This window comes from Stappia sediminis, assembly GCF_009826895.1.
Taxonomy (GTDB): domain Bacteria; phylum Pseudomonadota; class Alphaproteobacteria; order Rhizobiales; family Stappiaceae; genus Hongsoonwoonella; species Hongsoonwoonella sediminis.
The window spans coordinates 1-24,077 of record NZ_WUMV01000007.1 but is presented as its reverse complement, the minus strand read 5'-3'; the positions used below and the strand labels follow the sequence as shown (position 1 = coordinate 24,077).

Annotated in this window: 24 protein-coding genes and 1 riboswitch; of the genes, 18 read left to right on the top strand and 6 right to left on the bottom strand. The window is 61.6% G+C overall.

Going from position 1 to position 24,077, the window contains the following annotated elements:
• Window positions 1-81 precede the first annotated feature (81 nt).
• The 6 genes from GR183_RS14450 (at window position 82) to GR183_RS14430 (ending at window position 4,017) form a co-directional block, all read left to right on the top strand.
• Window positions 82-1,029, top strand: a complete 948-nt coding sequence (locus GR183_RS14450; RefSeq protein WP_160776372.1) for a heme o synthase — start codon at window positions 82-84, stop codon at window positions 1,027-1,029.
• Window positions 1,026-1,184 carry a cytochrome c oxidase system small membrane protein gene (locus GR183_RS21690; RefSeq protein WP_512700726.1) on the top strand — a complete coding sequence of 53 codons (159 nt, stop codon included), beginning with the start codon at window positions 1,026-1,028 and terminating at the stop codon, window positions 1,182-1,184. Before GR183_RS14450 ends, GR183_RS21690 begins: the two co-directional genes overlap by 4 nt.
• 1 nt (window position 1,185) lies before the next feature.
• Window positions 1,186-1,827: a cytochrome c oxidase assembly protein gene (locus GR183_RS14445; protein ID WP_160776371.1), complete on the top strand. Its 642-nt coding sequence runs from the start codon at window positions 1,186-1,188 to the stop codon at window positions 1,825-1,827.
• Window positions 1,828-1,876: 49 nt separating this feature from the next.
• Window positions 1,877-2,749 carry a cytochrome c oxidase subunit 3 gene (locus GR183_RS14440; RefSeq protein ID WP_160776370.1) on the top strand — a complete coding sequence of 291 codons (873 nt, stop codon included), beginning with the start codon at window positions 1,877-1,879 and terminating at the stop codon, window positions 2,747-2,749.
• Between the two features lie 94 nt (window positions 2,750-2,843).
• A complete protein-coding gene (locus GR183_RS14435) occupies window positions 2,844-3,236 on the top strand; it encodes a DUF983 domain-containing protein (RefSeq protein ID WP_160776369.1) in 393 nt (130 codons plus the stop codon).
• Window positions 3,226-4,017, top strand: a complete 792-nt coding sequence (locus GR183_RS14430; protein ID WP_202396113.1) for an SURF1 family protein — start codon at window positions 3,226-3,228, stop codon at window positions 4,015-4,017. The genes GR183_RS14435 and GR183_RS14430 overlap by 11 nt, the downstream gene beginning before the upstream one ends.
• A 339-nt stretch (window positions 4,018-4,356) precedes the next feature.
• Here the strand turns inward: GR183_RS14430 and GR183_RS14425 are convergent, their stop codons facing one another.
• The gene (locus tag GR183_RS14425) at window positions 4,357-4,842 is read right to left on the bottom strand and encodes a peroxiredoxin (protein ID WP_160776368.1); all 486 of its coding nucleotides are present in this window, start codon (window positions 4,840-4,842) and stop codon (window positions 4,357-4,359) included.
• Between the two features lie 128 nt (window positions 4,843-4,970).
• Window positions 4,971-5,810: a protein-disulfide reductase DsbD domain-containing protein gene (locus GR183_RS14420; RefSeq protein WP_160776367.1), complete on the bottom strand. Its 840-nt coding sequence runs from the start codon at window positions 5,808-5,810 to the stop codon at window positions 4,971-4,973.
• A 264-nt stretch (window positions 5,811-6,074) separates the two neighbouring features.
• On the opposite strand from GR183_RS14420, the gene GR183_RS14415 reads away from it, so the two are divergent.
• The 6 genes from GR183_RS14415 (at window position 6,075) to GR183_RS14390 (ending at window position 14,310) form a co-directional block, all read left to right on the top strand.
• Window positions 6,075-6,671 (top strand): YqgE/AlgH family protein, encoded by a 597-nt coding sequence (locus GR183_RS14415; protein WP_160776366.1) that lies wholly within the window; start codon window positions 6,075-6,077, stop codon window positions 6,669-6,671.
• A gap of 177 nt (window positions 6,672-6,848) precedes the next feature.
• Window positions 6,849-8,255 (top strand): threonine synthase, encoded by a 1,407-nt coding sequence (thrC, locus tag GR183_RS14410; RefSeq protein WP_160776365.1) that lies wholly within the window; start codon window positions 6,849-6,851, stop codon window positions 8,253-8,255.
• A gap of 2 nt (window positions 8,256-8,257) precedes the next feature.
• The gene (locus tag GR183_RS14405; protein WP_160776364.1) at window positions 8,258-9,544 is read left to right on the top strand and encodes a M16 family metallopeptidase; all 1,287 of its coding nucleotides are present in this window, start codon (window positions 8,258-8,260) and stop codon (window positions 9,542-9,544) included.
• 19 nt (window positions 9,545-9,563) lie between these two features.
• Window positions 9,564-10,220 (top strand): GNAT family N-acetyltransferase, encoded by a 657-nt coding sequence (locus GR183_RS14400; RefSeq protein WP_160776363.1) that lies wholly within the window; start codon window positions 9,564-9,566, stop codon window positions 10,218-10,220.
• A 1-nt stretch (window position 10,221) separates the two neighbouring features.
• Window positions 10,222-13,152, top strand: a complete 2,931-nt coding sequence (locus tag GR183_RS14395; RefSeq protein WP_160776362.1) for an EAL domain-containing protein — start codon at window positions 10,222-10,224, stop codon at window positions 13,150-13,152.
• A 63-nt stretch (window positions 13,153-13,215) separates the two neighbouring features.
• Window positions 13,216-14,310, top strand: coding sequence for a flavin monoamine oxidase family protein (locus tag GR183_RS14390; RefSeq protein WP_160776361.1), 1,095 nt, complete (start codon window positions 13,216-13,218; stop codon window positions 14,308-14,310).
• Between the two features lie 28 nt (window positions 14,311-14,338).
• Here the strand turns inward: GR183_RS14390 and GR183_RS14385 are convergent, their stop codons facing one another.
• From GR183_RS14385 to ispH, 4 genes are read right to left on the bottom strand one after another with little or no spacing between them, the layout of a single operon-like run.
• Window positions 14,339-15,244: a diacylglycerol/lipid kinase family protein gene (locus tag GR183_RS14385; protein WP_208999863.1), complete on the bottom strand. Its 906-nt coding sequence runs from the start codon at window positions 15,242-15,244 to the stop codon at window positions 14,339-14,341.
• Window positions 15,245-15,303: 59 nt separating this feature from the next.
• On the bottom strand, window positions 15,304-15,786 hold the full coding sequence (rnhA, locus tag GR183_RS14380; RefSeq protein WP_160776359.1) for a ribonuclease HI: 483 nt from the start codon (window positions 15,784-15,786) through the stop codon (window positions 15,304-15,306).
• Window positions 15,770-16,735 (bottom strand): homoserine kinase, encoded by a 966-nt coding sequence (locus GR183_RS14375; protein ID WP_160776358.1) that lies wholly within the window; start codon window positions 16,733-16,735, stop codon window positions 15,770-15,772. Before GR183_RS14375 ends, rnhA begins: the two co-directional genes overlap by 17 nt.
• Window positions 16,736-16,740: 5 nt before the next feature.
• Window positions 16,741-17,748, bottom strand: a complete 1,008-nt coding sequence (ispH, locus tag GR183_RS14370) for a 4-hydroxy-3-methylbut-2-enyl diphosphate reductase (RefSeq protein ID WP_160776357.1) — start codon at window positions 17,746-17,748, stop codon at window positions 16,741-16,743.
• Window positions 17,749-17,974: 226 nt separating this feature from the next.
• Here ispH and GR183_RS14365 point away from each other — a divergent pair, with 226 nt between their 5' ends.
• From GR183_RS14365 to gcvPB, 6 genes are all read left to right on the top strand, one after another.
• Entirely contained in the window at window positions 17,975-18,529 is a 555-nt protein-coding gene (locus GR183_RS14365; protein WP_160776356.1) for a hypothetical protein, read from the top strand.
• Window positions 18,530-18,642: 113 nt separating this feature from the next.
• A riboswitch (glycine riboswitch) is annotated at window positions 18,643-18,730 on the top strand.
• Between the two features lie 173 nt (window positions 18,731-18,903).
• Window positions 18,904-20,052, top strand: a complete 1,149-nt coding sequence (gene gcvT, locus GR183_RS14360; protein ID WP_160776355.1) for a glycine cleavage system aminomethyltransferase GcvT — start codon at window positions 18,904-18,906, stop codon at window positions 20,050-20,052.
• A gap of 66 nt (window positions 20,053-20,118) precedes the next feature.
• Window positions 20,119-20,490, top strand: coding sequence for a glycine cleavage system protein GcvH (gene gcvH, locus GR183_RS14355; RefSeq protein WP_160776354.1), 372 nt, complete (start codon window positions 20,119-20,121; stop codon window positions 20,488-20,490).
• 4 nt (window positions 20,491-20,494) lie between these two features.
• Window positions 20,495-20,995: an OsmC family protein gene (locus tag GR183_RS14350; protein ID WP_160776353.1), complete on the top strand. Its 501-nt coding sequence runs from the start codon at window positions 20,495-20,497 to the stop codon at window positions 20,993-20,995.
• Entirely contained in the window at window positions 20,995-22,341 is a 1,347-nt protein-coding gene (gene gcvPA, locus GR183_RS14345) for an aminomethyl-transferring glycine dehydrogenase subunit GcvPA (protein ID WP_160776352.1), read from the top strand. Before GR183_RS14350 ends, gcvPA begins: the two co-directional genes overlap by 1 nt.
• Window positions 22,338-23,927 carry an aminomethyl-transferring glycine dehydrogenase subunit GcvPB gene (gene gcvPB, locus GR183_RS14340; protein WP_160776351.1) on the top strand — a complete coding sequence of 530 codons (1,590 nt, stop codon included), beginning with the start codon at window positions 22,338-22,340 and terminating at the stop codon, window positions 23,925-23,927. Before gcvPA ends, gcvPB begins: the two co-directional genes overlap by 4 nt.
• Window positions 23,928-24,077 lie beyond the last annotated feature (150 nt).

The window sequence follows — 24,077 nt, the reverse complement described above, 5'->3', positions numbered from 1 at the left end:
GCGGCGCCGGAGTACGCATTGCGATCCCGGCGCCGCTCGCCGCCCGACACCGGAAACCGAACGACTGGGAAATTTTACGGCATGTCGCTTGCTGATGCACAAGGGCAGATGATCGACGAAACCGCATGGTCCGGCGGACACGGCGGGGTTAGCGACTATTTCGCGCTTTTGAAGCCGCGGGTGATGTCGCTCGTCATCTTCACAGCGCTTGTCGGCATCGTGCTCGCGCCGGGTGGCATACATCCGGTGCTTGCCGCCACCGCATTGCTCTGCATCGCCATCGGCGCGGGCGCTTCCGGCGCGCTCAACATGTGGTACGACGCGGATATCGACAGTGTGATGTCACGCACCAGAAACCGGCCGATCCCGGCGGGCCGCGTGACGGGAAGCGAAGCGCTTGCCTTCGGGCTTACGTTGTCCGGCTTTTCGGTATTCGTTCTCGGGCTGCTGGTGAACTGGTTCGCGGCCGCACTCCTCGCCTTCACGATCTTCTTTTACGTCGTCATCTACACGATGTGGCTGAAGCGCTCGACGCCGCAAAACATCGTCATCGGTGGGGCGGCAGGCGCTTTTCCCCCGGTTGTCGGCTGGGCGGCGGTCACGGGCTCCGTCAGTCTGGAGTCGCTGGTTCTCTTCCTCATCATCTTCATGTGGACGCCACCACATTTCTGGGCGCTTGCGCTCTTCAAATCGGGCGACTATCAAGCGGCGAACGTGCCCATGATGCCTGTGGTGGCTGGTGAAAATTCCACTCGAAATCAGATCTTCGTCTACTCTCTCGCGCTGGCTCCCGTCGGGGTTCTGCCTTGGTTGATGGGTTTCGCCGGTTTCGCATATGGGGCGGTGTCGGTCGCACTTGGCGTCGCGTTCATCATCTTTGCCTATCGTGTCTGGACGACGCGTGAGGGAGATGCGGCGCGCAGGGCTTCTATCCGGCTGTTCTCATTTTCCATCCTCTATCTGTTCCTGCTGTTTGCCGTGCTGCTTGGCGAGCATCTGGTGACGGCATTCGTTTCGGGGCTGGCATGATGGCGGAAGATGGAATCCGGCTGACGGAAGAGCAGAAGAAACGCCGCCGGGCGCGCAATATCGCGATCGGGCTCGCGATCGGAGCGCTCGTTATTCTCTTTTACCTGGTTACGATCGTGAAGCTCGGACCAGGTGTTGTGAACAGGCCGCTTTGACATGAGCGAGGAAAGCAGACGGCACGACAGCGGGAATGCTCAGCGCGAGACGGGCGGCAGCGGCTTGCGGCGCCGCAACCTGGCGGTAGCCGTGGTCATGGGCGGTGTCTTTGTGTCTATGGTGGGCGCGGCGTTCGCTGCTGTTCCGCTTTATCAGCTCTTCTGCCAGGTTACGGGCTACGGCGGCACCACGCAGCGCGCCGAAGGAGAGTCCGAGCGCATCATCGATCGGGAGATCACCGTGCGTTTCGACGCCAACGTGAACCCGAAGCTGCCGTGGACGTTCAAACCGCTTCAACGGACCGTCAAGCTCAAAGTGGGTGAAACGACCCAGATCGCCTATAGCGCGGAAAACGAAGGCGATAGAAATACTGTCGGGACCTCGGTATTCAACGTCACTCCGTTCGAAGCAGGCTCCTACTTCAACAAGATAGATTGTTTTTGCTTCACCGAGCAGCCTCTCAAGCCCGGTGAATCGGTGGAAATGCCTGTCGTGTTCTTCATCGATCCTGCGATCGATGAAGACGATACCCTTCGCCACGTGAAGGAGATCACCCTTTCGTACACGTTCTATCCGGCGGAGGAGACCGACGATGCGGTCGCCTCGCGGCCGGACGGGGAACCATCCAACAACAAGCTTTGACTTCGGCTGGCCGCCCGGCCGCCACACGGACAATCGGGGGAAGAGACCCATGGCCCATACCAAGAACCACGACTACCATCTCGTCGACCCAAGCCCGTGGCCGTTCATCGGCGCTATCGGCGCCTTCATCATGGCCATCGGCGCGATCGGCTGGATGAAGTATGCCCAGGAAGTGCCTTTCGAACTGTTCGGCATAAACCTGGCGCATTGGGGCCTGTTTTTCGTCGGTCTGATAATCGTTCTCTATACGATGTTCGGCTGGTGGCGTGACACGATTCACGAATCGCAGGCGGGTGACCATACGCCCGTCGTGCAGCTTCACCTGCGCTACGGAATGCTGCTTTTCATCGCCTCGGAGGTAATGTTCTTCGTCGCGTGGTTCTGGGCTTTCTTCGACGCCTCGCTCTTCATAAGCGAGCCGATCCAGGTCGGACGGCTTGAAGCGACGGGCGGGATCTGGCCGCCGGAAGGGATCGAGGTGTTCGACCCCTGGCACCTGCCGCTTCTCAACACGCTGATCCTGCTGACGTCCGGCACGACGGTCACCTGGGCGCACCATGCACTCCTGCACAACGACAGGCAGGGCCTGAAATGGGGCCTCACCTTCACCGTGCTTCTGGGCCTGCTCTTCACCATGGTCCAGGCCTATGAATATGCCCATGCGGCCTTCGCGTTCTCCGGCAATATCTACGGCGCGACATTCTTCATGGCGACGGGCTTCCACGGCTTCCACGTCATCGTCGGGACCATTTTCCTGATCGTCTGCCTGATCCGGGCGGCAATAGGGCAGTTCACGCCTGAAAAGCACTTCGGCTTTGAAGCCGCGGCCTGGTACTGGCACTTCGTCGACGTCGTTTGGCTGTTCCTCTTCGCAGCCGTCTATGTCTGGGGAAGCGCCGGCGCGATTCCTGTATCGCACTGACCAGGCGGGTGAAGCGTTTACAGCAGGGGGTCGCCATGCGCGGCCCCTTTCTGTTAGGCGAGATGAGGTCCATACTGCGGAAACGAGGTTAGCCATGTCCGAGCAACGTCAGGAAGACAGGGCTCTCTACCCGCCGCTCAATCCACTGAAAACCGGCTGGAAAGGGCGCTGCCCTCGGTGCGGGCAGGGAAAGCTCTTCAAAGGCTTCATCACGCCGGTCGAGCGTTGCGCGAATTGCGGGCTCGACATGCGTTTTTCGGACTCCGGCGACGGCCCGGCGGTGTTCATCATCATGATCGTCGGATTCCTGATCGTCGGCGCAGCTCTTGCTGTTGAATTCACGCTGATGCCGCCGATATGGGTGCATATGGTCATCTGGCTTCCTCTGACCGTCATTCTGGCCATCGGGCTCCTGCGCCCGCTCAAGGGTCTGATGATTGCCCAGCAATACAGGCACAGTGCCCAGGAGGGGCGCATTGACGACTGAAACGATCCGGCAGGCGAAGAGGCCGGTCTGGCGGCAGGTGCTGTGGCCGAGCATCGCGGCGACTATCGCGTTTGCGATCCTCGTTTCGCTCGGTAGCTGGCAGGTCCAAAGGTTGGCCTGGAAGGAAAACCTTATCGAAAGCGTGAAAGCGCGCCGCGATCGGGAGCCGGTTCCGGCACCAGGGCCCGACCATTGGCATTCCTTTGACGAAAACCGTTGGGATTATACGCCAGTCACGCTCACCGGCCGCTTTCTGCCCGGCGAACTCTACTATTTCATCTCCCTGTCAATGCCGAATGGGCCTTATTCCGGACCGGGGTATTTCGTCTTCAACCCGTTCCTGACGGACAAGGGATGGGTGGCAATGGTGAACCGCGGTTTCGTGCCGCAGGACAGATGGCTGCCAGCACAACGGCCCGCGTCTTCCGCCCCGCCGGAAGGAGCGGTTACGATCGAGGGGCTGTTAAGGCGGCCCGAACACCCGAATTTTCTGTCCTACGAACCCGACCTTCAAAAGCAGGTCTGGTTCGTTCGCGAGCCGGAACGCATGGCGCGGTCGCTCGGCGTCGAAAATCCGGATATTGCGCCTTATGCTGTCGATCTCTTTGCCGACAGTGCCGAACCGGACGCCCTGCCTCGCGGGGGAGAGACGATCGTTTCCTTCCGCAACAACCACCTGCAATATGCCGGCACCTGGTTCGGCCTCGCCGCGGTATTGCTGGTAGTTTATATCGCTTTTGTCAGGAGCCGTTTCCGTCAAATGAAGACCGCTGATACCTAGGGTCAGGACCTATTAAATTGAGGAAAATGGTATGAGCCAATTTGGTTGGATACGAGGAGCAAAAACGCAGGAAACCGTCTGGTTTTCAAGGCTTTTCGACAAAGTAGCCGGCCAAATCGGCCATATCTGTACAGACACCGAAACGGCTTCGACCTGCCTTGTCGAAGCGCTTGGCCGGGTAGTCAACCCGCCCCGCGCCCTTCTCCTAGCATCTCTTTGCCGTTTCAGGTGCCATTTCCGTCAATTTAATAGGTCCTGACCCTAGGGTCTGGAAGGGATAGGCCCGCCGTGGAGCGGGCCCTCCGGCCATAGCGCTGTTTTCAACTCAAGGCCTGGCCTTCAAAGTTCTTCCAGGATCGAAGCAGCGCCGGAAACGCTGGCGCTTCCGGGCGCGTCCTCCACTTTCAGCGTCTGGACGATGCCGTTCTTGACGATCATGGCGTAACGCTTCGAGCGGATGCCGAGCCCCGCCGCGGTGGCGTCCAGCTCCATTCCCACAGCTTTCGTGAAATCGGCGCTTCCATCGGCGAGATAGAGGATCTTGCCTTCGCCGCCGCTTGCCTTCGCCCAGGCGTTCATGACGAATACGTCATTGACCCCGACAACGGCGATCGTATCGACGCCCTTAGCCGCGAACTGGTCGAAGTTTTCCAGAAAGCCCGGTAGATGGTTGTGGTGGCAGGTGGGGGTAAATGCACCGGGAACCGCGAACAACACAACCGTTTTGCCGTCGAAGATTTCACCGGTCGAAATCTCCGAGGGTCCATCGGCCGTCATGGTCTTGAACTTTGCGTCCGGCAGTCGGTCTCCCGCCTTGATGCTCATAGCGATACCTCCATCGTTGCCACTGTTTTCCGGCTTGTGCCGGCTTTGGATGGTGATAGTGCCGCAAGGGCGGGACGTCGAGGGGGAATTCCCGCTGCTTGCACTTGAACACGATATGCAAGAAAAAATCAGTTGCTGACAGGAAACCGGATCTCGGTGGAGTGTTCCACTGCCTGATCGCCGTCGCGAAGGACGAGGGTGAGCGGGGCGACGCCGTCTTTCTTCACAAGCCCGTTGGTCGAAAGCTCAAATGTAGCCCTGTTTCCATCGCGGCTTTGTAGCCTTGGCACTTCGATGAAGGATCCTTCCGCGCCTTCGGCGAAAAGGTCGATCTCACCGCCCGTTTCATCTACCTCGACATGGATTTTCAACACGCCCGCCTTATCGTTTTCCGCCGATCCGGCGTTCTCGATCGAAACAACTCGCGGAGCGGAATTTCCTTGTGGCCGGGGAAGCGAGAGTGTCGCCCGCGAGATCGCGAGGCGCATCGGGAAGTCCACTTCCCAGTCGGAAGCAAGGTTGAGACTGAGGTCCATTTGAGCCGGCACACAGATTTCCCTGCATATGCCAAAGAAGAGACCGGCCGCCAGTTCCAATGGGGCAGCCGTTTCCCTTGCGATCACTTCTATCGGCAGGATCACCTGGTCCCGATAGACGATCGATGTGGCATAGCCGTCGTCGTATCGTACAGGTGCCGGAAACCGCAGGCGCGCCTCTCCAAGGTTGGTGGACGCCGAGAAATCTGCCTGCGTTGGCACGCCGGCTTCACCTGGAAAGCGCCAATAAATGTGCCAGCCCGGCTCCATCCTGAACTCAAGCCCTGCGTCATAGTGACCGGGTTCTTCGAGCGCGCCACCTGCGATCAGCCGCACCTTGCCGCCCATAACCTCTACCCAGTCGGTCGATGCGGCATGAACCGGCGCGCCAAGCGCCAATGAGACCAGGAGTGCGGCCAGGAGATTTTTCATAGGTCGGGTTTCGCCTTTGCAACGATGTTCTGACGTTGTGTCAGGAAATAATATGACCACCAGATATTACATGATCGCCAGCCGGCTCGCTGCAACAACCCCACTCGCAGCGAATTCAGAACTTTGTGAGGCAGAGGCCATCGGATCGCCTGTCAAGAGTGATCGGTTGACTAGGCTCCTTTTCGTTAACACTTTGATGCCCTAAGTGTTAAATTCATGAACAGATGAATCGCATCGAATCACTGCTTGGGAGCGGGCGATTTAATGAACCAAAGCCTGGATGAGGAATTTCTGGACGGCCGGTTTCTCGTCGCCATGCCCGGCATGGAAGATGGGCGCTTCGCCCATGCGGTGGTTTATGTCTGCGCGCACTCCGAAGAAGGGGCGATGGGTATCGTCCTCAACCAGTCCGCATCGAATATCACCTTTGCCGATCTCCTGACACAGCTGGAGATCATAGACGACGGGGAGGCGATCCGGCTTCCTTCGCCGGCTGACAAGATGCTGGTCCATCGTGGCGGCCCGGTTGAAAGCGGGCGCGGCTTCGTGCTGCATTCCGACGATTTTTTCATCGACAGTTCGACCCTGCCGATCAGCGACGGCATCTGCCTGACGGCGACACTGGAAATCCTCAAGGCTATCGCGGAAGGGCGCGGGCCCGATCAGGCCATGCTTGCGCTCGGATATGCGGGATGGGCGGCGGGACAACTCGAAACGGAAATTCAGGCCAACGGCTGGATCATCGGCCCTGCCGATCCGTCGATCATCTTCGATCAGGACAACGAAACGAAATGGCAGCGCGCGCTTGCCCTCATGGGCATTGAGGCCGGCATGCTCTCAAGCGAGGCGGGGCACGCCTGAAAACAATCGCTTCCGGTTGCGGCAGCCGTAAATTCCGGACTCATTCGCCAGCATATTCGGCTCGTCCCGACCTTGCCGGAGCCCGCAGGGGGCGATAGGGTGCGCGATTGCGTCGACCAATCATGATTATGGCCGGAAAAAGACTGAAAGCCACGGCCACAGGAGGAATACGGCCCGGTGAAATACGTAAGTACCCGAGGCGAAGCGCTCGTTCTCGATTTCGCAGATGTGCTCTTGACCGGCCTTGCCCGAGACGGCGGCCTGTATGTACCCGAAGCCTGGCCGCGGCTGGACGACGCGAAGATCTCTGAAATGGCCGGACGGCCCTATGCGGATGTCGCGTTCGAGGTGATCTCCCCGTTCGTCGGCGATGCGATCGCTCCCGAAATCCTGAGGAGATTAATCGGCGAGGCCTATGCCGGCTTTCGTCACGAGGCCGTGACGCCGCTTGTGCAGATCGCGCCGAACAGCTTTGTGCTCGAACTCTTCCACGGACCGACGCTTGCCTTCAAGGACGTGGCGATGCAGTTCCTCGGGCGGCTGATGGACCATATCCTGACGGAACGTGGCGAGCGCGCGACGATCGTTACCGCAACATCGGGGGATACCGGCGGGGCGGCGATAGAGGCATTTCGCGGCCGGGACCGCACGGATGTCTTCGTGCTTTTCCCCGATGGCCGCGTTTCGCCGGTGCAGCGCCGGCAGATGACGACGCCGCGGGACAAGAACGTCCATTCTCTGGCCCTTTCGGGAACATTCGACGATTGCCAGTCGATCCTGAAGGAGATGTTCAATCACTTCGAATTCCGGGACCGGGTACATCTTGCGGGCGTCAATTCGATCAACTGGGCGCGGATCGTGGCTCAGGTCGTCTATTATTTCGTCGCGGCCACCGCGCTCGGCGCGCCTTATCGCAAGGTTTCCTTCACGGTGCCGAGCGGCAATTTCGGAGATATTTTCGCGGGCTTCGTGGCCAAGAGGATGGGATTGCCGATCGACCGGCTGGTAATCGCGACCAACACCAACGACATCCTCACGCGCACTTTCGAAAGTTCCGCCTACGAGATGCGTGGAGTGACGGCAACGAGCTCGCCGTCGATGGATATCCAGATTTCCTCCAATTTCGAACGCCTGCTTTTCGAAGCTTACGGGCGCGATGGCGCCGCGGTGCGCCGCCTGATGGAACGCTTGCGTCAGTCGCAAGGCTTCACCATCGACGATGGTCCCATGCGGGCGATGCGGGCGGAATTCGACGCCGGGCGCTGTCTTGAGGATGAAACGGCGCAGACAATCGCGAAAACGCTTGAGAAGAGCGGATATCTGCTCGATCCTCATACGGCGACAGGCGTCAAGGTGGCGGCGGAAAGGACGGATGGCAAGGTGCCGATGGTGGTGCTCGGCACGGCGCATCCGGCAAAGTTCCCCGACGCGGTGGAGAAGGCGTGCGGAATACGTCCCGAGCTGCCGGCGGAACTCGCCCACATCATGAACGATGAGGAACGCATGGAGCTTCTGCCCGCCGAGCAGGCGAGCGTCGAGGCTTATGTTGAAAAGAATGCGCGCGCCGTAAGGGAGGGAGTTTGACGATGGATGTGGAGGTCACCAGGCTTGCGAACGGTCTGACGGTCGTCACCGACAACATGCCGCATCTTGCCACTACGGCGCTTGGCGTATGGGTGCAGGGCGGATCACGGTCGGAGACCCTGTCGCAGAACGGGATCACCCATCTCCTTGAGCATATGGCGTTCAAGGGCACGAAAACGCGCAGCGCCCGCCGCATTGCGGAGGAAATCGAAGCGGTCGGTGGCGAACTCAACGCCGCGACGAGCGTCGAACACACCAACTATCACGCCCGCGTGCTGGCGGAGGATGTGCCTCTCGCGCTCGATATCCTTTCCGACATCCTTCTCAACTCAACCTTCGACGAAGATGAGTTGATGCGCGAAAAGCACGTTATCTTGCAGGAGATCGGCGCCGCGCATGATACTCCGGACGACATGGCGTTCGACCTTTTCCAGGAAACCGCATGGTCCAAACAGGCCATCGGCCGTCCAATACTGGGCACCAAGGAAACGGTGATGGGCTTTTCGCCCGCGGATCTGCGCTCCTACCTGTCGGAGCGGTATCGCGGGCCGCAGATGTTCCTTGCGGCTGCCGGCAAGGTCGACCATCGGGAAATCGTGGCGATCGCGGAAGAGAAGTTCGGCGACTTGTCCTCCCAGTCCGTCGCGGCGGACGCGTCGGCGAGCTACACGGGCGGGTCGAGCCGCGTGCAGCGCGATCTCATGGAGATTCAGTTGCTTCTCGGCTTCGAAGGGCGGCCCTACCGCGCGGATGATTACTATGCGGCCCAGGTGCTCGCCTCCATAATGGGCGGCGGCATGTCATCGCGCCTGTTCCAGGAAATCCGGGAAGAACGCGGTCTGTGCTACGCCGTCTACGCATTCCACTGGGCCTTCCGCGATACGGGACTTTTCGCCATTCACGCGGCGACCGGGGAAGAAGATATCGAGGAACTCGTGCCCGTGCTGATCGACCAGCTTTACAGGGCGAAGTCCGACATTACGGCCGAGGAACTCGACAGGTCCAAGGCGCAGATACGCGCGGGCCTGATGATGTCGCTTGAAAGCCCCGCCGCCCGGGCGGCGCAGATCGCACGGCAGATGATGATCCACGGGCGGGTGATGACGCTTGACGAGATCAATGCGAAGATCGATGCCGTAAGCCTCGACCAGATTTGCCGCGTCGCCGACGAGACCTTTACGGGTGACGCGCCGACGCTTTCCGCCGTCGGTCCGCTGGACAAGATCCCCTATCTCGAAACGCTGTCCGATCGCCTTGGCGTGTCGATGAAGCGCGCAGCCAGCGCATGAGGGAAGCGGGAGAGCGTCGATGGCTTTCTTTCGCTCGGTAAGCTATCCCGCCACGGAAACCGTCCTCACGGGCGAGCATGTTGTGCTGCGCGCTCCCTCGCAGCAGGATTTTGCCGCGTGGTCCAGCTTGCGCGAGGAAAGCCGGGGCTTCCTGAAGCCGTGGGAGCCGCAATGGCCGGCTGACGATCTGAGCAAGGCCTCCTACCGCCGGCGTCTGCGTCGATACTCGCGAGAGATGCGGGAAGACAGAAGCTACCCTTTCTTCGTGTTCCGGCGCAGCGACGGCGAATTGCTCGGTGGTGCGACATTGTCGAACCTGAGGCGCGGGGTCGCCCAATGCGCGACCCTCGGCTACTGGATGGGCGAGCCTTACGCCGGCAAGGGCTACATGAGCGAGGCGGTACGCCTCATCCTGCCTTTCGCTTTCGTGCGCCTGCGTCTCCATCGGGTGGAAGCGGCCTGCCTGCCGCGAAATGCGGCGTCCATAACTCTCCTTGAAAAAGTCGGATTCAGGCGCGAGGGCTACGCCCGCCGGTATCTTTGCATCGACGGGCAGTGGGAGGATCATATTCTCTACGCCCGGCTCGCGGATGATCCGGAACCGCAAATCGTCATGGCCGGAGCGCGGTCGCTGTTCGAACCTGACACGGGGCTTCCCGAAAAAGAAACCTTGTGACATGGCGGACAAGCCGATACTTCTGCGCAGCAGCCTGTTCTCTCGTTTGGAATCCGTCTTGCGTGCGCTCGCATCCGTTCTGATCGCCTTTCTGCTCGCCTTGGCGGCGACGCTTCCGGTCCGGGCTCTCGAAGCCATTCCCGTTCCGCTCGAAGCGGAGGCGATCGACCTCACCGACGTCGTTGACCGCTACCCGGATTTCGGACCCGGCCTTCAGGTTTCCACGGCGCCGGGTGCGGATGGGATCGTGCGCCGGATCGAAGTGAATTCACGCAATGACGAGAATACGAGCTGGGCGGTTTTCGCGCTCTCCAATCCGAGCGACGAGCAGATCGACCGTTTGATCGTTTCCCCCTTTTTCCGAATGGTGGGATCACGGTTCATATGGCCGGATCTCGGCGCGTCGCGGATAGCCTCCATCACGCCGAGCCAGGGGATCGCGCCTGAAAGGCAGGCAAGCCGGGAAGCGGATGTCTTCCTGATCACACTCGATCCCGGCGCGGTCGTGACCTACGTTGCGGAACTGCGCACGCCGGAATTGTCGCAGGTCAGGCTCTGGCAGCCGGATATCTACAAGGAAACGATCAACGCCTATACGCTCTACCGGGGCATCGTGCTTGGCATATCCGGGTTGCTGGCGCTGTTCCTGACCATCCTTTTCGTGGTCAAGGGAACGGTCATGTTCCCGGCGACGGCCATGCTTGCCTGGTCGGTGCTTGCCTATCTCTGTATCGATTTCGGCTTCTTGACGCGCGTTCTGCGCCTCGTGCCGGGCGAAGACCAGCTCTATCGCGCCTCCGCGGAAGTCGCGCTGACCGCGAGCCTGATCGTCTTCCTCTACGCCTATCTCAATCTCAACCGCTGGCACATCCGCTACAGCCATCTTGCGCTGAGCACCCTCATCATGGTGCTCGGCCTTCTTGGCGTCGCGGTCTGGGATCCGTCGGTCGCCGCCGGCATCTCCCGAATTTCGCTCGGTGTCATCGGTCTTTTCGGTTTCATCGTGATCGCCGTTCTTGCGCTGCAGGGCTACGAGCGCGCGATCATGCTGGTCCCGACCTGGGTTCTCCTGCTTTGCTGGATGGTCGGTGCCGGCATGACGGTGAACGGGTCGCTCACGAACGATATCGTGCAGCCCGCGCTTGCGGGCGGCCTCGTCCTTATCGTCCTGCTGATTGGCTTTACGGTCATGCAGCACGCATTCGCCGGCGGCGCGATCGCGCAGGGCCTGATATCGGACGTGGAACGCCGGGCGCTGGCGCTTACGGGCGCCGGCGATATCATCTGGGACTGGGATGTCGACCGCGACCGCATTTCCACCGGCCACGAGGTGGAAGACCTTCTCGGCGTCAAGCGCGGCCTTCTGGAGGGGCCGGCGCGAGACTGGCTGGATGTGCTGCATCCGCAAGACAGGGACCGGTTTCGCGCAACGCTCGATGCCGTCGTCGACCAGCGCCGCGGGCGCGTGTCGCAGTCGTTCCGCCTCAGGTCCGACGACGGGCACTTCCGCTGGTTCCAGCTGCGCGCACGGCCGATCATCGGGTCGGACGGCGAGGTCATCCGCTGTGTGGGCACGCTGCTCGATATCACGGATCAGAAGGTGGCCGAGGAACGGCTTCTGCATGACGCGGTGCATGACAATCTGACGGGCCTGCCGAACCGCGAGCTTTACATGGACCGTGTGGATGCGGCGATCTCGAGAGCGCGCGCGGAAGGCGCGGGCCGGCCATCGATCATCATCGTCGATCTCGACCGTTTCAGGCAGGTCAATGAATCTATCGGCCTGTCCGCGGGAGACAGCATCCTGCTTACCGTCGCCCGCAGGATCGGGCGGCAGTTGAAGCCGCAGGACAGTGTCGCCCGCCTTGGCGGCGATACCTTTGCGATCCTGCTTCTGTCGGAGCAGGCGGCGGATCGGATCGCCACCTTCGCCGACAACGTACGCAAGGCCCTGCGTTCTCCGGTAAGCTTCGGAGATCGCGAAGTGTTCCTGACCGTTTCCGTTGGTGTCGCCATCTACGAGGAGGGCCAGGCAAAGCCGGACGATCTCGTGAGCGATGCCGAAATCGCCATGAACCATGCCAAGCGGCTTGGAGGCGACCGTGTGGAGATTTTCCGTCCCACATTGCGGTCCGCAAGCGTCGGCGTCTCGGAACTCGAGACAGACCTCAAGAAAGCCCTTGAGACCGATGGCATCACCGTCTCCTATCAGCCCATCATCCGGCTGGAAGACCGTAGTATCGCGGGCTTCGAGGTTCTGGCGCGCTGGAATCATCCGACGCGCGGGGCGATCTCTCCGTCGGAATTCATTCCGGTGGCCGAGCAGAGCGGACTGATCAACGATCTCGGTCTTTTCGTGCTGGAGCGCGGGGCACGCCAGCTTGCCGAATGGCAGCGCAAGTACCGCATGCCGGCGCCGCTCTTCGTATCCGTCAATATTTCCTCGCGCCAACTGCTGCGCCAGGACCTGATCAACGACGTCAAGGCCGTGCTGTCGCGCGCGCAGCTGATGCCGGGCACGCTCAAGCTGGAGCTCACCGAATCCGTCGTGATGAGCAATCCCGAATATTCCGCGAAGGTCCTGGAAAGGCTGCGCGAACTGGGTGCGGGGCTGGCGCTCGACGATTTCGGGACCGGCTATTCAAGCCTCAGTTATCTGCAGCGTTTCCGGTTCGATACGATCAAGGTGGATCAGTCGTTCGTCCGGCCGAACGGACGCAGCGCAAGGCCGGTCATCCTGCGTTCCATCGTGGCGCTGGGACATGACCTGGGAATGCAGGTGATTGCCGAAGGGGCCGAAAGCGAGTCCGACGCTCTGGAACTTTTCCAGCTCGGATGCGAATACGCGCAAGGGTTCCTGTTCGGCCAGCCGATGATGCCCGAAGAGGCGACGAAGCTTCTGCAGGCCGAAGCAACGCTGGAAAGCGCTTGATCTTCCGTGGAAAAGCCGGCGTAAGGCCTCGCGCCATCTGTTTTTCGCTCAGGATATAGATCCATGAAAATCGAGACGCTTGTCGCGGGCGGGGGCCTGAGCGGGCTGTTTCTCGCCCGCCTTCTGGATGCCGCCGGCCATTCATACCTTCTTGTCGAGGCGCGGGACCGGTTCGGCGGGAGAATATTGACGCACGCGCCCGATGGTCTTGCGCAGGGCAAGGGGTATGATTTGGGCCCCACATGGTTCTGGCCGCATCAGCCCAGGATATTGGGTCTGACCGGTCAGCTTGGCCTGCGCGTTTTCGAGCAGCATTCGGCGGGTTTGCTTGTGCTCGAAGAGGCTGACGGCTCGGTGCGCCGCGACCTTGACTTCTCCACCATGCAAGGGTCCCTCAGGCTGGATGGCGGTATCGGCCGGCTGATCGAAAAGATTGCCGGCGGATTGCCGGAAGACAGATTGGCGTTGAAGACGCGCCTTTCGGATGTGGTGCGTGGCACCTCGAAACTGATCGTAAAGCTCGACCGTGGCGAGGGAAGGGTAGATACGGTTGAATGCTCGCGGATCGTCCTTTGCATTCCGCCGCGCCTGATTCCGCAGGTCATTTCTTTCGAACCGGCGCTCGATCCGGGTGTTTTAGCGGCGATGGACGCCATTCCGACCTGGATGGCTGGACACGCGAAACTCGTCGCGCTTTACGACCGGCCATTCTGGAAGGAAGCAGGGCTATCGGGAGACGGGATAAGCCGGCGCGGGCCGCTCGTTGAAATACACGACGCGTCGCCTCCGGAAGGAGGGCCGCATGCGCTTTTCGGTTTCCTCGGCATTCCTGCCGCCATGCGCAATCTGCCGGCGGAGGAAATCAAGGAGGCTTCGCGAGTTCAATTGGAGCGCATGTTCGGGCCGGCTGCCGGACAGCCGATCGGGATAATGCTGAAGGATTGGGCTTACGATCCCTTGACGGCGACGCAGGCCGACCGCCAACCGCTTTTCGAGCATCCTTCGTACGGATTGCCGGAACCGTTGCGGAAGATTTGGGGCGGGGAACTAATGATCGCGTCGTCAGAAGCCGCACGGGAGCACGGCGGATATCTGGAAGGCGCATTGGAAGCCGCCGAGGCAGCTTTCAGGCAGATCGCCGAAGTTGAACGAGTTTGACAGGCAATTGTCTGAATCCAAATGACGATTACGGGCGTGGAACAATAATCGGCACGGTGTTTTGCACCGCTTCGACGACAAGCGGCGTCATACCGAAGGGGTCGCCGTCGATTTGAGCGGCGACCGGCGCCGAACTGCGGATTTCGGCATGGCTGACAGGGCGTGTTATCACGTTCCTGGCCTTGTGTATCCGGCCGAGAGCAAGAGCTATTCCCGCCCAAAGGCTTGCCGCGATATCGTCGCGCCGCAACGCAACCAGATGAAGGCCGGGCTCGGTCACGGCGGCTTCGGGACAGATGACGAAAGGGCCGCCGTAGCATTTCCCGTTGGTGATGACGGCAAGCCGGCAGCGGATCGTCTCGCCTTGCGTCAGCACCTCGATGTCGGAGCCCTTGCGGCCGGAAAAGGCGATCTTCAGCGCTGTCAGCACGTAGGCAAGCTTGCCGAAGCGGCGCTTCAGGTCGAGCGGGATCGCATGTACGACTTGCGCATCGACGCCGGCGGAAGCCATGAGGACGAAAGGATGGCCGTTCGCAAGGCCGTAGTGAAGCGGCTTTCTGCGGTCGGCAAGGATCATTTCGGCGATTCTTGCAGGCTTGAACGGCAGTTTCAGTTCCTGGGCAAGCACATTCGCCGTGCCGAAGGGGACAACGGCAAGGGCCGGAGGGTCGGCACGTTCGCCGAAGCCGGTGATCGCCTCGTTGATCGACCCGTCGCCGCCCGCGATCACCACAACGTCCGCTTTCAGCGTCGGGCCCGCGCATGTTGCGCCGATCTCGCCCGCGCGTCGGGTGAGCTGGATGTGCACATGATGCCCGCCGGTGCGTAATTTCTCGGCGATCTCCTCTAGCGTCCTGGCGTTGAAACCGCCAGCGGTGGGGTTCGCGATGATCAGGATCCGCCTTGCCTGGCCGGGTTCGACGGCCCCGGGCACAGTGTTAGCCCCTGCGCCAGGGCCCGTTGCCGCGTGAAGCCGGCCGGGGCCTGAGGGTTTCATGCCCCGTCCCCGGCGGTTTCCTTTTTCTGGAAGGGTTTCATGCCCCGCCGGGCAAGTTCGTCGGCGCGCTCGTTTTCCGGATGCCCCGCATGTCCCTTGACCCAGTGCCAGTTGACGTCGTGGCGGTTGCGGGCTTCGTCGAGCGCGGTCCAAAGGTCGGCGTTCTTGACCGGTTTCTTGTCGGCGGTGCGCCAGTTGTTGCGCTTCCAGTTGTGCAGCCACTGGGTGATGCCGTTACGGACATAGTTGCTGTCCGTATAAAGCTCGACCGTGCAGGGGCGTTTCAGCGCGTCCAGGGCCTGAATGGCGGCGGTCAGCTCCATCCGGTTGTTGGTGGTTTCCGCCTCGCCGCCGCAAAGCTCCTTCTCGTGCTCGCCATAGCGCAAGAGTACGCCCCAGCCTCCGGGACCGGGGTTTCCCGAGCACGCGCCGTCGGTGAAAATGGTGACGCTGCTATTGTCGTTATTCGTCGAGGCCATAAGCACTTACCGATCGCGCGTCGCGGTGGAAGCGCAGTTTCTTGAGGTATTCCGTCGGGTCCTTGGGCGTAACGAGCGCGCCTTCGGGAACGTTCAGCCAGTCGTGCAGCCTTGTCAGCAGGAACCGCAAGGCCGCGCCGCGCGCGAGCGTGGGCAATATGGCAAATTCCTCGGGCGTGAAATCGCGGACTGAACGGTAGCCGTTCAGCATCGCCCGCGCCTTGGTGACATTGAAGGAAAGATCCGCCTCGAAACACCAGGCGTTCAGGCAGATCGCCACGTCGTAGGCGAAAGCGTCCGTGCAGGCGAAGTAGAAGTCGATGAAGCCTGAAAGCGTGTCGCCGAGGAAAAAAACGTTGTCTGGAAAAAGGTCCGCGTGGATCACGCCCGAAGGAAGGTCGGAAGGCCAGACGGCTTCCAGATGCGCAAGCTCGTGCGAAAGTTCGCCGCCAAGGCCGGGCGCCACTTCATCGGCCCTTTCGAGTGACAGGTCGAGCAGGCCCCGCCAGTCACCCACCGAGAGGCTGTTTGCGCGCGTCATCGCGAAATCTGCGCCCGCAAGGTGGAACTTCGCAAGCCCCTCGCCAAGACCCGCGCAATGAACGGTACGGGGGCGCCTGATCCACATGCCGTCGAGAAATGTCACCATCGCCGCCGGACGCCCGGCAAGCTCGCCCAGCATCTCGCCGTTTCGCGCGACAAGCGGCGTGGGGCAGGAAATGCCCTTGCCGGCGAGATGGCGCATGAGGTTCAGGAAAAACGGCAGGTCGGCCGGATCGACGCGCTTTTCATAGAGCGTGAGGATGAAATATCCGGCTTCGGTGTGAACGAGGAAGTTCGAATTTTCAACGCCCTCGGCGATCCCCTTGAAGGCAAGAAGCCCGCCGATGTCGTAGCGGGCGACGAAGGCGGCAAGCTCCTCGTCGCTAACGTCGGTGTAAACGGCCACGGGCGTTACTCCGCCGCGGCCTCGCGCAAGGCGCGCGGCAGGTTGAAGGCGATATCCTCATCGGCGGTGCGCACGGTTTGCACATGCACGTCGAAGCGCTCGGCGAAAGCGTCGATGATCTCCTCCACCAGGATTTCCGGAGCGGAGGCGCCGGCCGTAATTCCAAGGCTTTCCGGTTCGCCGAGCGAAGCCCAGGGAATGTCGCTTGCGCGCTGCACAAGGACGGCGCGTGCGCATCCGGCGCGTTCCGCCACTTCGCGCAGGCGCTGCGAGTTGGATGAATTCGGCGCGCCGACGACGATCATGGCCTCCACATCCGGCGCCACCGCCTTTACGGCCTCCTGGCGGTTGGTGGTGGCGTAGCAGATGTCGTCCTTGTGCGGCGGAATGATTTCCGGGAAGCGTTCGTTCAGCTTTTCCACGATCGCCTTCGTGTCGTCGACCGAAAGCGTGGTCTGCGTGATCCAGGCAAGCGGGCCATGGCCGCTGGGCGCGAAGGCGGCGGCATCCTCGACCGTTTCGACAAGGCTGACGGAGCCTTGCGGGAGCTGGCCCATGGTGCCGATCACTTCCGGATGGCCGGCATGGCCGATCAGCACGATTTCCCGCCCGCGCCTGTGGTGAAGCTCGGCTTCCTTGTGAACCTTGGAAACGAGCGGGCAAGTGGCATCCAGGTAGAACATGTTGCGCGAGGCAGCTTCAGCCGGGACGGACTTCGGCACCCCATGGGCCGAGAAGATCACCGGCCGCTCGCGCTCCGCGTCCGGAATCTCGTCGAGTTCTTCAACGAAAACCGCGCCTTTGGCCTTCAGATCCTCCACTACGTATTTGTTGTGGACGATCTCGTGGCGCACATAGACCGGCGCGCCGAAACGCTTCAGCGCAAGCTCGACGATTTGGATCGCGCGGTCGACACCGGCGCAGAAGCCGCGCGGCGCGCATAGCTTGATCTCAAGCTTCGGCTTTTGGGCGGGGGAAGCCGATGCTTTGGCGCCGGGTCCGGCTGACGTCATCACGTGCCTCGGTTCGCATCCCTAGGGATGGCGCTGAACGGAAATCATGAGCTCAGCCGGCAATAGAAGTAACGTGCCCTCGGCTGTCAAGGGCAAGAGGGCGAACGTTGCGGCTCCGCGCTCGCCAAGGCCGGTTTGTCCTGATATAGACGGGACCCGTCGAGTTCAACGAAAAGCGTGGTTCAATCCGCCCATGAAGTGCAAAATCGCCGGTTCCTCCTTCCGAATGACTGTCCTTCTCGCCATGACGGGCCTTGGGCTTGCCGCTTGCGAAAGCGTTGGCGACATCGGATCGAAGATCGTAAGCGGCGGCGGGTCCAACGACAGCGTCGTGGATGTCGATGCGAGCGCCTTCGTCGCGCCGCCTTGGTGTCCGCCGATCAGCGTGGAGCGCAACAGATATCTTCTGATGAAGTTTCAGCGCGGCAAGGAGGATGACGCAAGGGCGCTCGAATATCAGGCCACGATCGAAAAATGGGCCACCGGCTGCAAGAGGGTCGGCGGCGAAACGCAGGTGAAAATCGGCGTGTCCGGGCGCGTGACGCCGGGGCCGGCGTGGGAAGGCGGCGAAATCCTGCTGCCGCTGAAGGTCACCTTGCGTGATACCGACTCGGAAGACGACAAGGACGAAACCGACATCATGATGGTGCCTGTGACGCTTGGTGCCGGCTCGCCGTCCGAAGTGTGGACCCTGGTCGAGAGCAGCATTACGCTCTCGCCGGATGCCCGGCCGAAAATTCTGGTTTCCCTTGAGGAAGAAGGCCGCCGCGGCCGCCGCTGATGTTTCTTGCGTGCCGGAGCTGATTGACTCGGACGCGCTCTAAGCCGAATATGCGCGCCAAAGCAGCGTTCCCGTTGTGCGCTGCTTGAACGGAGGAAAGGAATGTTCTTCCGAAACGTCCCGCGGGAGAGGCCGGTCCCAACCGGCGCCGAAGGAGCAACCGCCCCGGAAACTCTCAGGCAAAAGGACCGCAGGACGAGCAACGCTCTGGAAAGAAGCCGTCAGGGAAGTAGCATCCGGCGGCTCGCCGAAGGAGTAACCGCTGGGATTTGATCCCTTAAGGCGGGAAATCTCTCAGGTTGCCGGGACAGAGGGGGCACGGAAGGGCTTGACGGCCCGTTCCGTGGCGCGCCTCGAACCTGGACACCTGACGTATGGCAACCTCCGATAACGACAATCTCCTCGAAACGCCGCTTGCCGACCTGCACAAGGAACTCGGCGCGCGCATGGTGCCCTTCGCCGGCTATTCCATGCCGGTGCAGTACCCAAGCGGCATTATCGCCGAACACACCCACACGCGCGAATCCGCGGGCCTCTTCGACGTCTCGCACATGGGGCAGGCTTTCCTCGTCGGACCCGATCATGAGACGACGGCCAAGGCACTGGAAAAACTGGTGCCTTCGGAAATTCAGGGCCTCAAGAACGGGCGTCAGCGCTATACGGTCCTCCTCAACGAGGAGGGCGGTATAATCGACGACCTGATGGTCTCGCGTTCGGTCTCGGCGGACGATGACGGCCGTCTTTTCCTGGTCGTCAACGCCGCGCGAAAGGATGTGGACTATGAGGTTATCGCCAGAAACCTGCCCGACAACGTGCGCCTTGAAGTGATCGAGGACCGGGCACTGATCGCGCTTCAGGGGCCGAAGGCCGCCGAAGTCATGGCGGCACATGCGCCCAAGGCGGCCGATCTTGCCTTCATGGGCGCGTCTTCCCTGGAATTCGACGGTATTGACTGCCACGTCTCGCGCTCCGGTTACACCGGCGAGGATGGCTACGAGATTTCGGTGAAGGCGGGTGCGGCCGAGGCGATCGCCCGCGCGCTTCTTGCCGACGATCGCGTCAAGCCGATCGGGCTCGGCGCGCGCGATTCCCTCAGGCTCGAATCGGGCCTTTGCCTTTATGGCCACGATCTTGACGAGACCACATCGCCGGTCGAAGGGGCGATCACCTTCGTCCTGCAGAAGCGCCGCCGCGAAGCGGGCGATTTCCCGGGCGCGAACCGCATCCTTTCCGAGCTTTCGGGCGGGACGAAGCGCATCCGCGTCGGGATGAAGCTCGAGGGCCGCGCGCCGGCCCGTGAAGGGGCCGAAATCCGCAACGCGAAGGGCGAAACCGTGGGCACCGTCACCTCCGGCGGATTCGCGCCGACAGTCGGCGCACCGATTGCCATGGGCTATGTGGCGCCGGAATTCGCAAAGGTCGGCACCGATCTCGTGCTTGTCGTTCGCGGGCGCGAACTGCCGGCAAAGGTGGTCGACATGCCCTTTGTCGAGCAGCGCTACTACCGCAAGCCGAAATCCTGATTTTCAGTTTCAAACACCGCGCACTGGCGATCGCCGGCATGCGCCTTACAATCGAGGGGAATGACAATGAGCACCTATTACAGCGAAGACCATGAGTGGATCAGCGTCGACGGGGACGTGGCGACGGTCGGCATTACCGACTACGCGCAAAGCCAGCTTGGCGATGTGGTCTTCGTGGAACTGCCGGAAGCCGGCAAAAACCTTTCCAAGGGCGACGAAGCGGCGGTCGTGGAGTCGGTGAAGGCGGCATCCGAGGTCTACGCTCCGGTGGACGGAGAGGTCGTCGAGGCAAACGCGGCACTCGTCGACGAACCGGCCAAGGTGAACGAAGATCCGCAAGGCGCAGCGTGGTTCATCAAGATCAAGCTTTCGAACGCCTCGCAGCTTGAAGAGCTGATGGACGAGGCTGCCTACAAGGCCTACGTCGACGGCCTTTGATGCGATGGCGGGGCACCTCTACAGCGCGACCGTGACTTGGCGAAGGCAGGGCGATTTCGCGGAGAACAGCTATTCGCGCGGCCATGCCTGGAGCTTTGACGGCGGTATCGAGGTGCCGGCATCGGCGAGCCCGAGCGTTGTGCCGCTTCCGGCCTCCGTCAAGGCGGCGGTGGACCCGGAAGAGGCCTTCGTGGCGGCGATCTCAAGCTGCCACATGCTTTGGTTTCTCGACTTCGCGCGGCGCGACGGGTTGATCGTCGAAGCTTACGAAGACAAGGCCGAAGGAACGATGGAGCGGGTCGCCCGCGGCAAGCTTGCGGTCACCAAGGTGACGCTCAGGCCACAGGTTACGTTCGCGGGCGCCGAACTGCCCGGCGCGGACCGGCTTAAGGAATTGCATCACAAGGCGCATGAAGCCTGCTTCATCGCCAATTCAGTGACGAGCGAGATCGAGGTCGCCGAAGTGGCGCCTCGGCTCGCCAGAACTCCGACAGGGAGCCCGTAATGCGGTATCTTCCGCTTTCAGATAACGATCGTGCGGCCATGCGCGAGCGCGTCGGCGTAAAATCGGTCGACGAAATATTTTCCGATATTCCGAAGAAGGCCCGTGTCGAAGGTCTGCTGGACCTGCCGCGCCGACAGGGCGAATTGGCGGTCGAGCGCGACCTTTCCCGCCTTGCGGGCAGGAACGTTTCCGCATCCTCCGTGCCGTTCTTCGTCGGTGCCGGCGCCTACAAGCATCACGTTCCGGCGACCGTCGATCACCTGATCCAGCGTTCGGAATTCCTGACGTCCTATACGCCGTATCAGCCGGAAATCACGCAAGGCACGCTGCAGTATCTTTTTGAGTTCCAGACCCAGGTCGCCGAACTCACCGGCATGGATGTGGCCAATGCCTCGATGTACGACGGGTCGACGGGAACGGCGGAAGCCGTTTTGATGGCGCACCGCGTGACACGGCGCAAGAAGGCCGTGCTTTCCGGCGGTCTCCATCCGCAATACCGCGCGGTTGTCGAAGGCCTGTCCGACATGGCGAGCGACGAAGTGGTGAGCCTTCCCGCCGACCCGAACGGCACTGAAGACATTCTTGCGCAGATCGACAAGGAGACCTCCTGCGTCGTCGTTCAGTCGCCGTCCTTCTACGGTCAGTTGATCGACCTGAAACCCATCGCCGAAAAGGCGCATGAGCACGGCGCGCTCCTGATCGCCGTCTTCACCGAAGTCGTCTCGCTCGGCCTGATCGAGCCGCCAGGCGCGCAAGGGGCCGATATCGTGGTGGGCGAGGGCCAGTCGATCGGCAATCCGCTGACATTCGGCGGACCCTACGTCGGGCTTTTCGCGACGAAGCAGAAATACATTCGCCAGATGCCGGGCCGGCTTTGCGGCGAAACCGTCGATGCGGAAGGAAAGCGCGGCTTCGTGCTGACGCTTTCGACGCGCGAGCAGCATATCCGCCGCGACAAGGCCACTTCCAACATCTGCACCAACTCCGGCCTTTGCTGTCTGGCTTTCACGATCCACATGACGCTTCTGGGCGGCAAGGGGCTGAGCCAGCTCGCCCGGATCAACCACGCCAACGCGGTGAAGCTGAAGAAGGCGCTTTCCGCCCTGCCGGGTGTGGAGGTGATCAACAAGGCCTTCTTCAACGAATTTACCGTGAAACTGCCCAAACCTGCGGCGCAAGTGACTGAGGCGCTGGTCGCCAAGGGCGTTCTGGGCGGCGTTCCGGTCTCCCGTCTGGAACCGGGCAACAAGGATCTCGAAAACCTCCTCGTCGTCGCCTCCACCGAGGTCAACACGGACGAGGACCGCGCCGAATTCGCGAAAGCCCTCAAGGAGGTGCTGGCATGAGCATGAACACGCAAGGCCGTCCGACCTCCGCTGGAGACGCGGGCGAGGCGGCGCATACGACCTTTACCGGCAACAAGGGATTGGCGATGGAAGAGCCGCTGATCTTCGAGATCGGCCATCAGAACATCACCGGTGTCGACCTTGACGAACCGGAAGACTTCCAGACCGAGCTTGGCGACCACGCGCGGCAAGAGCGGATCGACCTGCCGGCACTGACCGAGCCTGAGGCGATGCGCCACTACGTGCGCCTTTCGACTAAAAATTACGCAATCGATTCAGGGCTTTATCCGCTCGGCTCCTGCACCATGAAGCATAATCCGCGCCTGAATGAAAAGGCCGCGCGGATGGCGGGCTTCGCCGATATCCATCCGCTGCAGCCGCTTTCCACCGTTGCCGGCGCTGTCGACCTCATGAGCGAACTCAGCCACTGGCTGATGACCATGACCGGCATGAGCGCGGTGGCGCTCAGCCCCAAGGCAGGCGCCCATGGCGAGCTTTGCGGGATGATGGCGATCAAGGCCGCGCATCGCGCCAACGGCCGCGACCCCAAGGTGGTGCTGGTGCCTGAATCCGCCCATGGCACGAACCCGGCGACCGCGGCCCTTCTCGGCTACAAGGTCGTGGCGGTAAAGGCGCGCGAGGACGGTACGGTCGACACCGAAGAGGTGAAGGCGAAGATCGCCGAGAACCAGGGCAATGTCGCCGGCATCATGCTGACGAACCCGAACACCTGCGGCATCTTCGAGCGTGACATCATCGAGATCGCCGAGGCGATTCACGCAGCGGATGCATACTTTTACTGCGATGGCGCGAACTTCCCCCCATCGCCCGAAAAGCGCAACCCGGCCGCCCCCGCGGCGCCGCCACGCCCAACCACCCGGCACAAGCCTTCCCCGCCGCCGCAGGGCGGCGGCGGCCCGGGTTCGGGCCCGGTGGTCCTGTCGGACCGGCTTGCGCCTTACGCTCCGCTGCCTTTCCTGCGAAAGGGCAAGGATGGCGCAGAGCTGGTGGAAACTGCTGAAGGCGTTGCGGAAGGCGAAAAGCCTTTCGGCCGGATGACGGCATTTCACGGCCAGATGGGCATGTTCGTGCGCGCGCTTGCCTATATGAAGAGCCACGGTTCGGACGGATTGAAGCAGGCTTCCGAAGATGCCGTGTTGAATGCGAACTATGTTCGCGTTGGCCTGGAAGACCTCATGAGCCTTCCCTTCGGGTCGCGCTGGTGCATGCATGAAGTCCTTTTCGACGACAGCTTCCTGAAGGACACGGGCGTTTCCACGCTCGACTTCGCCAAGGCGATGATCGACGAGGGATACCACCCGATGACCATGTATTTCCCGCTGGTGGTCCATGGCGCGATGCTGATCGAGCCGACGGAGTCGGAAAGCCGGGCCTCGCTCGACCTGTTCGTGGCCACGCTCCGCGATCTCGTCATGAGCGCGAAAAAGGGCGAAACGGAGCGGTTTTCCGGCGCGCCCTACCTTGCGCCGCGCCGCAGGCTGGACGAGACGCAGGCCGCAAGAAAGCCGGTCCTCAAGTGGGAGCGGCCATCGGCCACGGAAGTGCAGCCGGCCGCTGCCGAATAGGCCGCAAAACGGGTCGGAAAAGGTTCAAACAAGGGTAAATTGATATCCTGAGAAAGCCCCGGTGCAGATCACCGGGGCTTTTTTCGTTTCGGTGTGCTGCGGGAATAACCGTGCATTGGAAAAGCCAGGCCCGGGGAACTAATCCCCGGC

Excerpts from the sequence above, each read along its gene's own strand:
- GR183_RS14420 (WP_160776367.1), bottom strand. The coding sequence starts at position 5,810 with ATGAAAAATCTCCTGGCCGCACTCCTGGTCTCATTGGCGCTTGGCGCG.
- GR183_RS14365 (WP_160776356.1), top strand. The coding sequence starts at position 17,975 with ATGACTGTCCTTCTCGCCATGACGGGCCTTGGGCTTGCCGCTTGCGAA.
- GR183_RS14400 (WP_160776363.1), top strand. The coding sequence starts at position 9,564 with ATGGCTTTCTTTCGCTCGGTAAGCTATCCCGCCACGGAAACCGTCCTC.
- GR183_RS14440 (WP_160776370.1), top strand. The coding sequence starts at position 1,877 with ATGGCCCATACCAAGAACCACGACTACCATCTCGTCGACCCAAGCCCG.
- GR183_RS14415 (WP_160776366.1), top strand. The coding sequence starts at position 6,075 with ATGAACCAAAGCCTGGATGAGGAATTTCTGGACGGCCGGTTTCTCGTC.
- gcvPB (WP_160776351.1), top strand. The coding sequence starts at position 22,338 with ATGAGCATGAACACGCAAGGCCGTCCGACCTCCGCTGGAGACGCGGGC.
- GR183_RS14450 (WP_160776372.1), top strand. The coding sequence starts at position 82 with ATGTCGCTTGCTGATGCACAAGGGCAGATGATCGACGAAACCGCATGG.
- GR183_RS14405 (WP_160776364.1), top strand. The coding sequence starts at position 8,258 with ATGGATGTGGAGGTCACCAGGCTTGCGAACGGTCTGACGGTCGTCACC.
- gcvT (WP_160776355.1), top strand. The coding sequence starts at position 18,904 with ATGGCAACCTCCGATAACGACAATCTCCTCGAAACGCCGCTTGCCGAC.
- rnhA (WP_160776359.1), bottom strand. The coding sequence starts at position 15,786 with ATGGCCTCGACGAATAACGACAATAGCAGCGTCACCATTTTCACCGAC.
- GR183_RS14435 (WP_160776369.1), top strand. The coding sequence starts at position 2,844 with ATGTCCGAGCAACGTCAGGAAGACAGGGCTCTCTACCCGCCGCTCAAT.
- GR183_RS21690 (WP_512700726.1), top strand. The coding sequence starts at position 1,026 with ATGATGGCGGAAGATGGAATCCGGCTGACGGAAGAGCAGAAGAAACGC.
- GR183_RS14425 (WP_160776368.1), bottom strand. The coding sequence starts at position 4,842 with ATGAGCATCAAGGCGGGAGACCGACTGCCGGACGCAAAGTTCAAGACC.
- GR183_RS14350 (WP_160776353.1), top strand. The coding sequence starts at position 20,495 with ATGGCGGGGCACCTCTACAGCGCGACCGTGACTTGGCGAAGGCAGGGC.
- gcvH (WP_160776354.1), top strand. The coding sequence starts at position 20,119 with ATGAGCACCTATTACAGCGAAGACCATGAGTGGATCAGCGTCGACGGG.
- ispH (WP_160776357.1), bottom strand. The coding sequence starts at position 17,748 with ATGACGTCAGCCGGACCCGGCGCCAAAGCATCGGCTTCCCCCGCCCAA.
- gcvPA (WP_160776352.1), top strand. The coding sequence starts at position 20,995 with ATGCGGTATCTTCCGCTTTCAGATAACGATCGTGCGGCCATGCGCGAG.
- GR183_RS14390 (WP_160776361.1), top strand. The coding sequence starts at position 13,216 with ATGAAAATCGAGACGCTTGTCGCGGGCGGGGGCCTGAGCGGGCTGTTT.
- GR183_RS14445 (WP_160776371.1), top strand. The coding sequence starts at position 1,186 with ATGAGCGAGGAAAGCAGACGGCACGACAGCGGGAATGCTCAGCGCGAG.
- GR183_RS14395 (WP_160776362.1), top strand. The coding sequence starts at position 10,222 with ATGGCGGACAAGCCGATACTTCTGCGCAGCAGCCTGTTCTCTCGTTTG.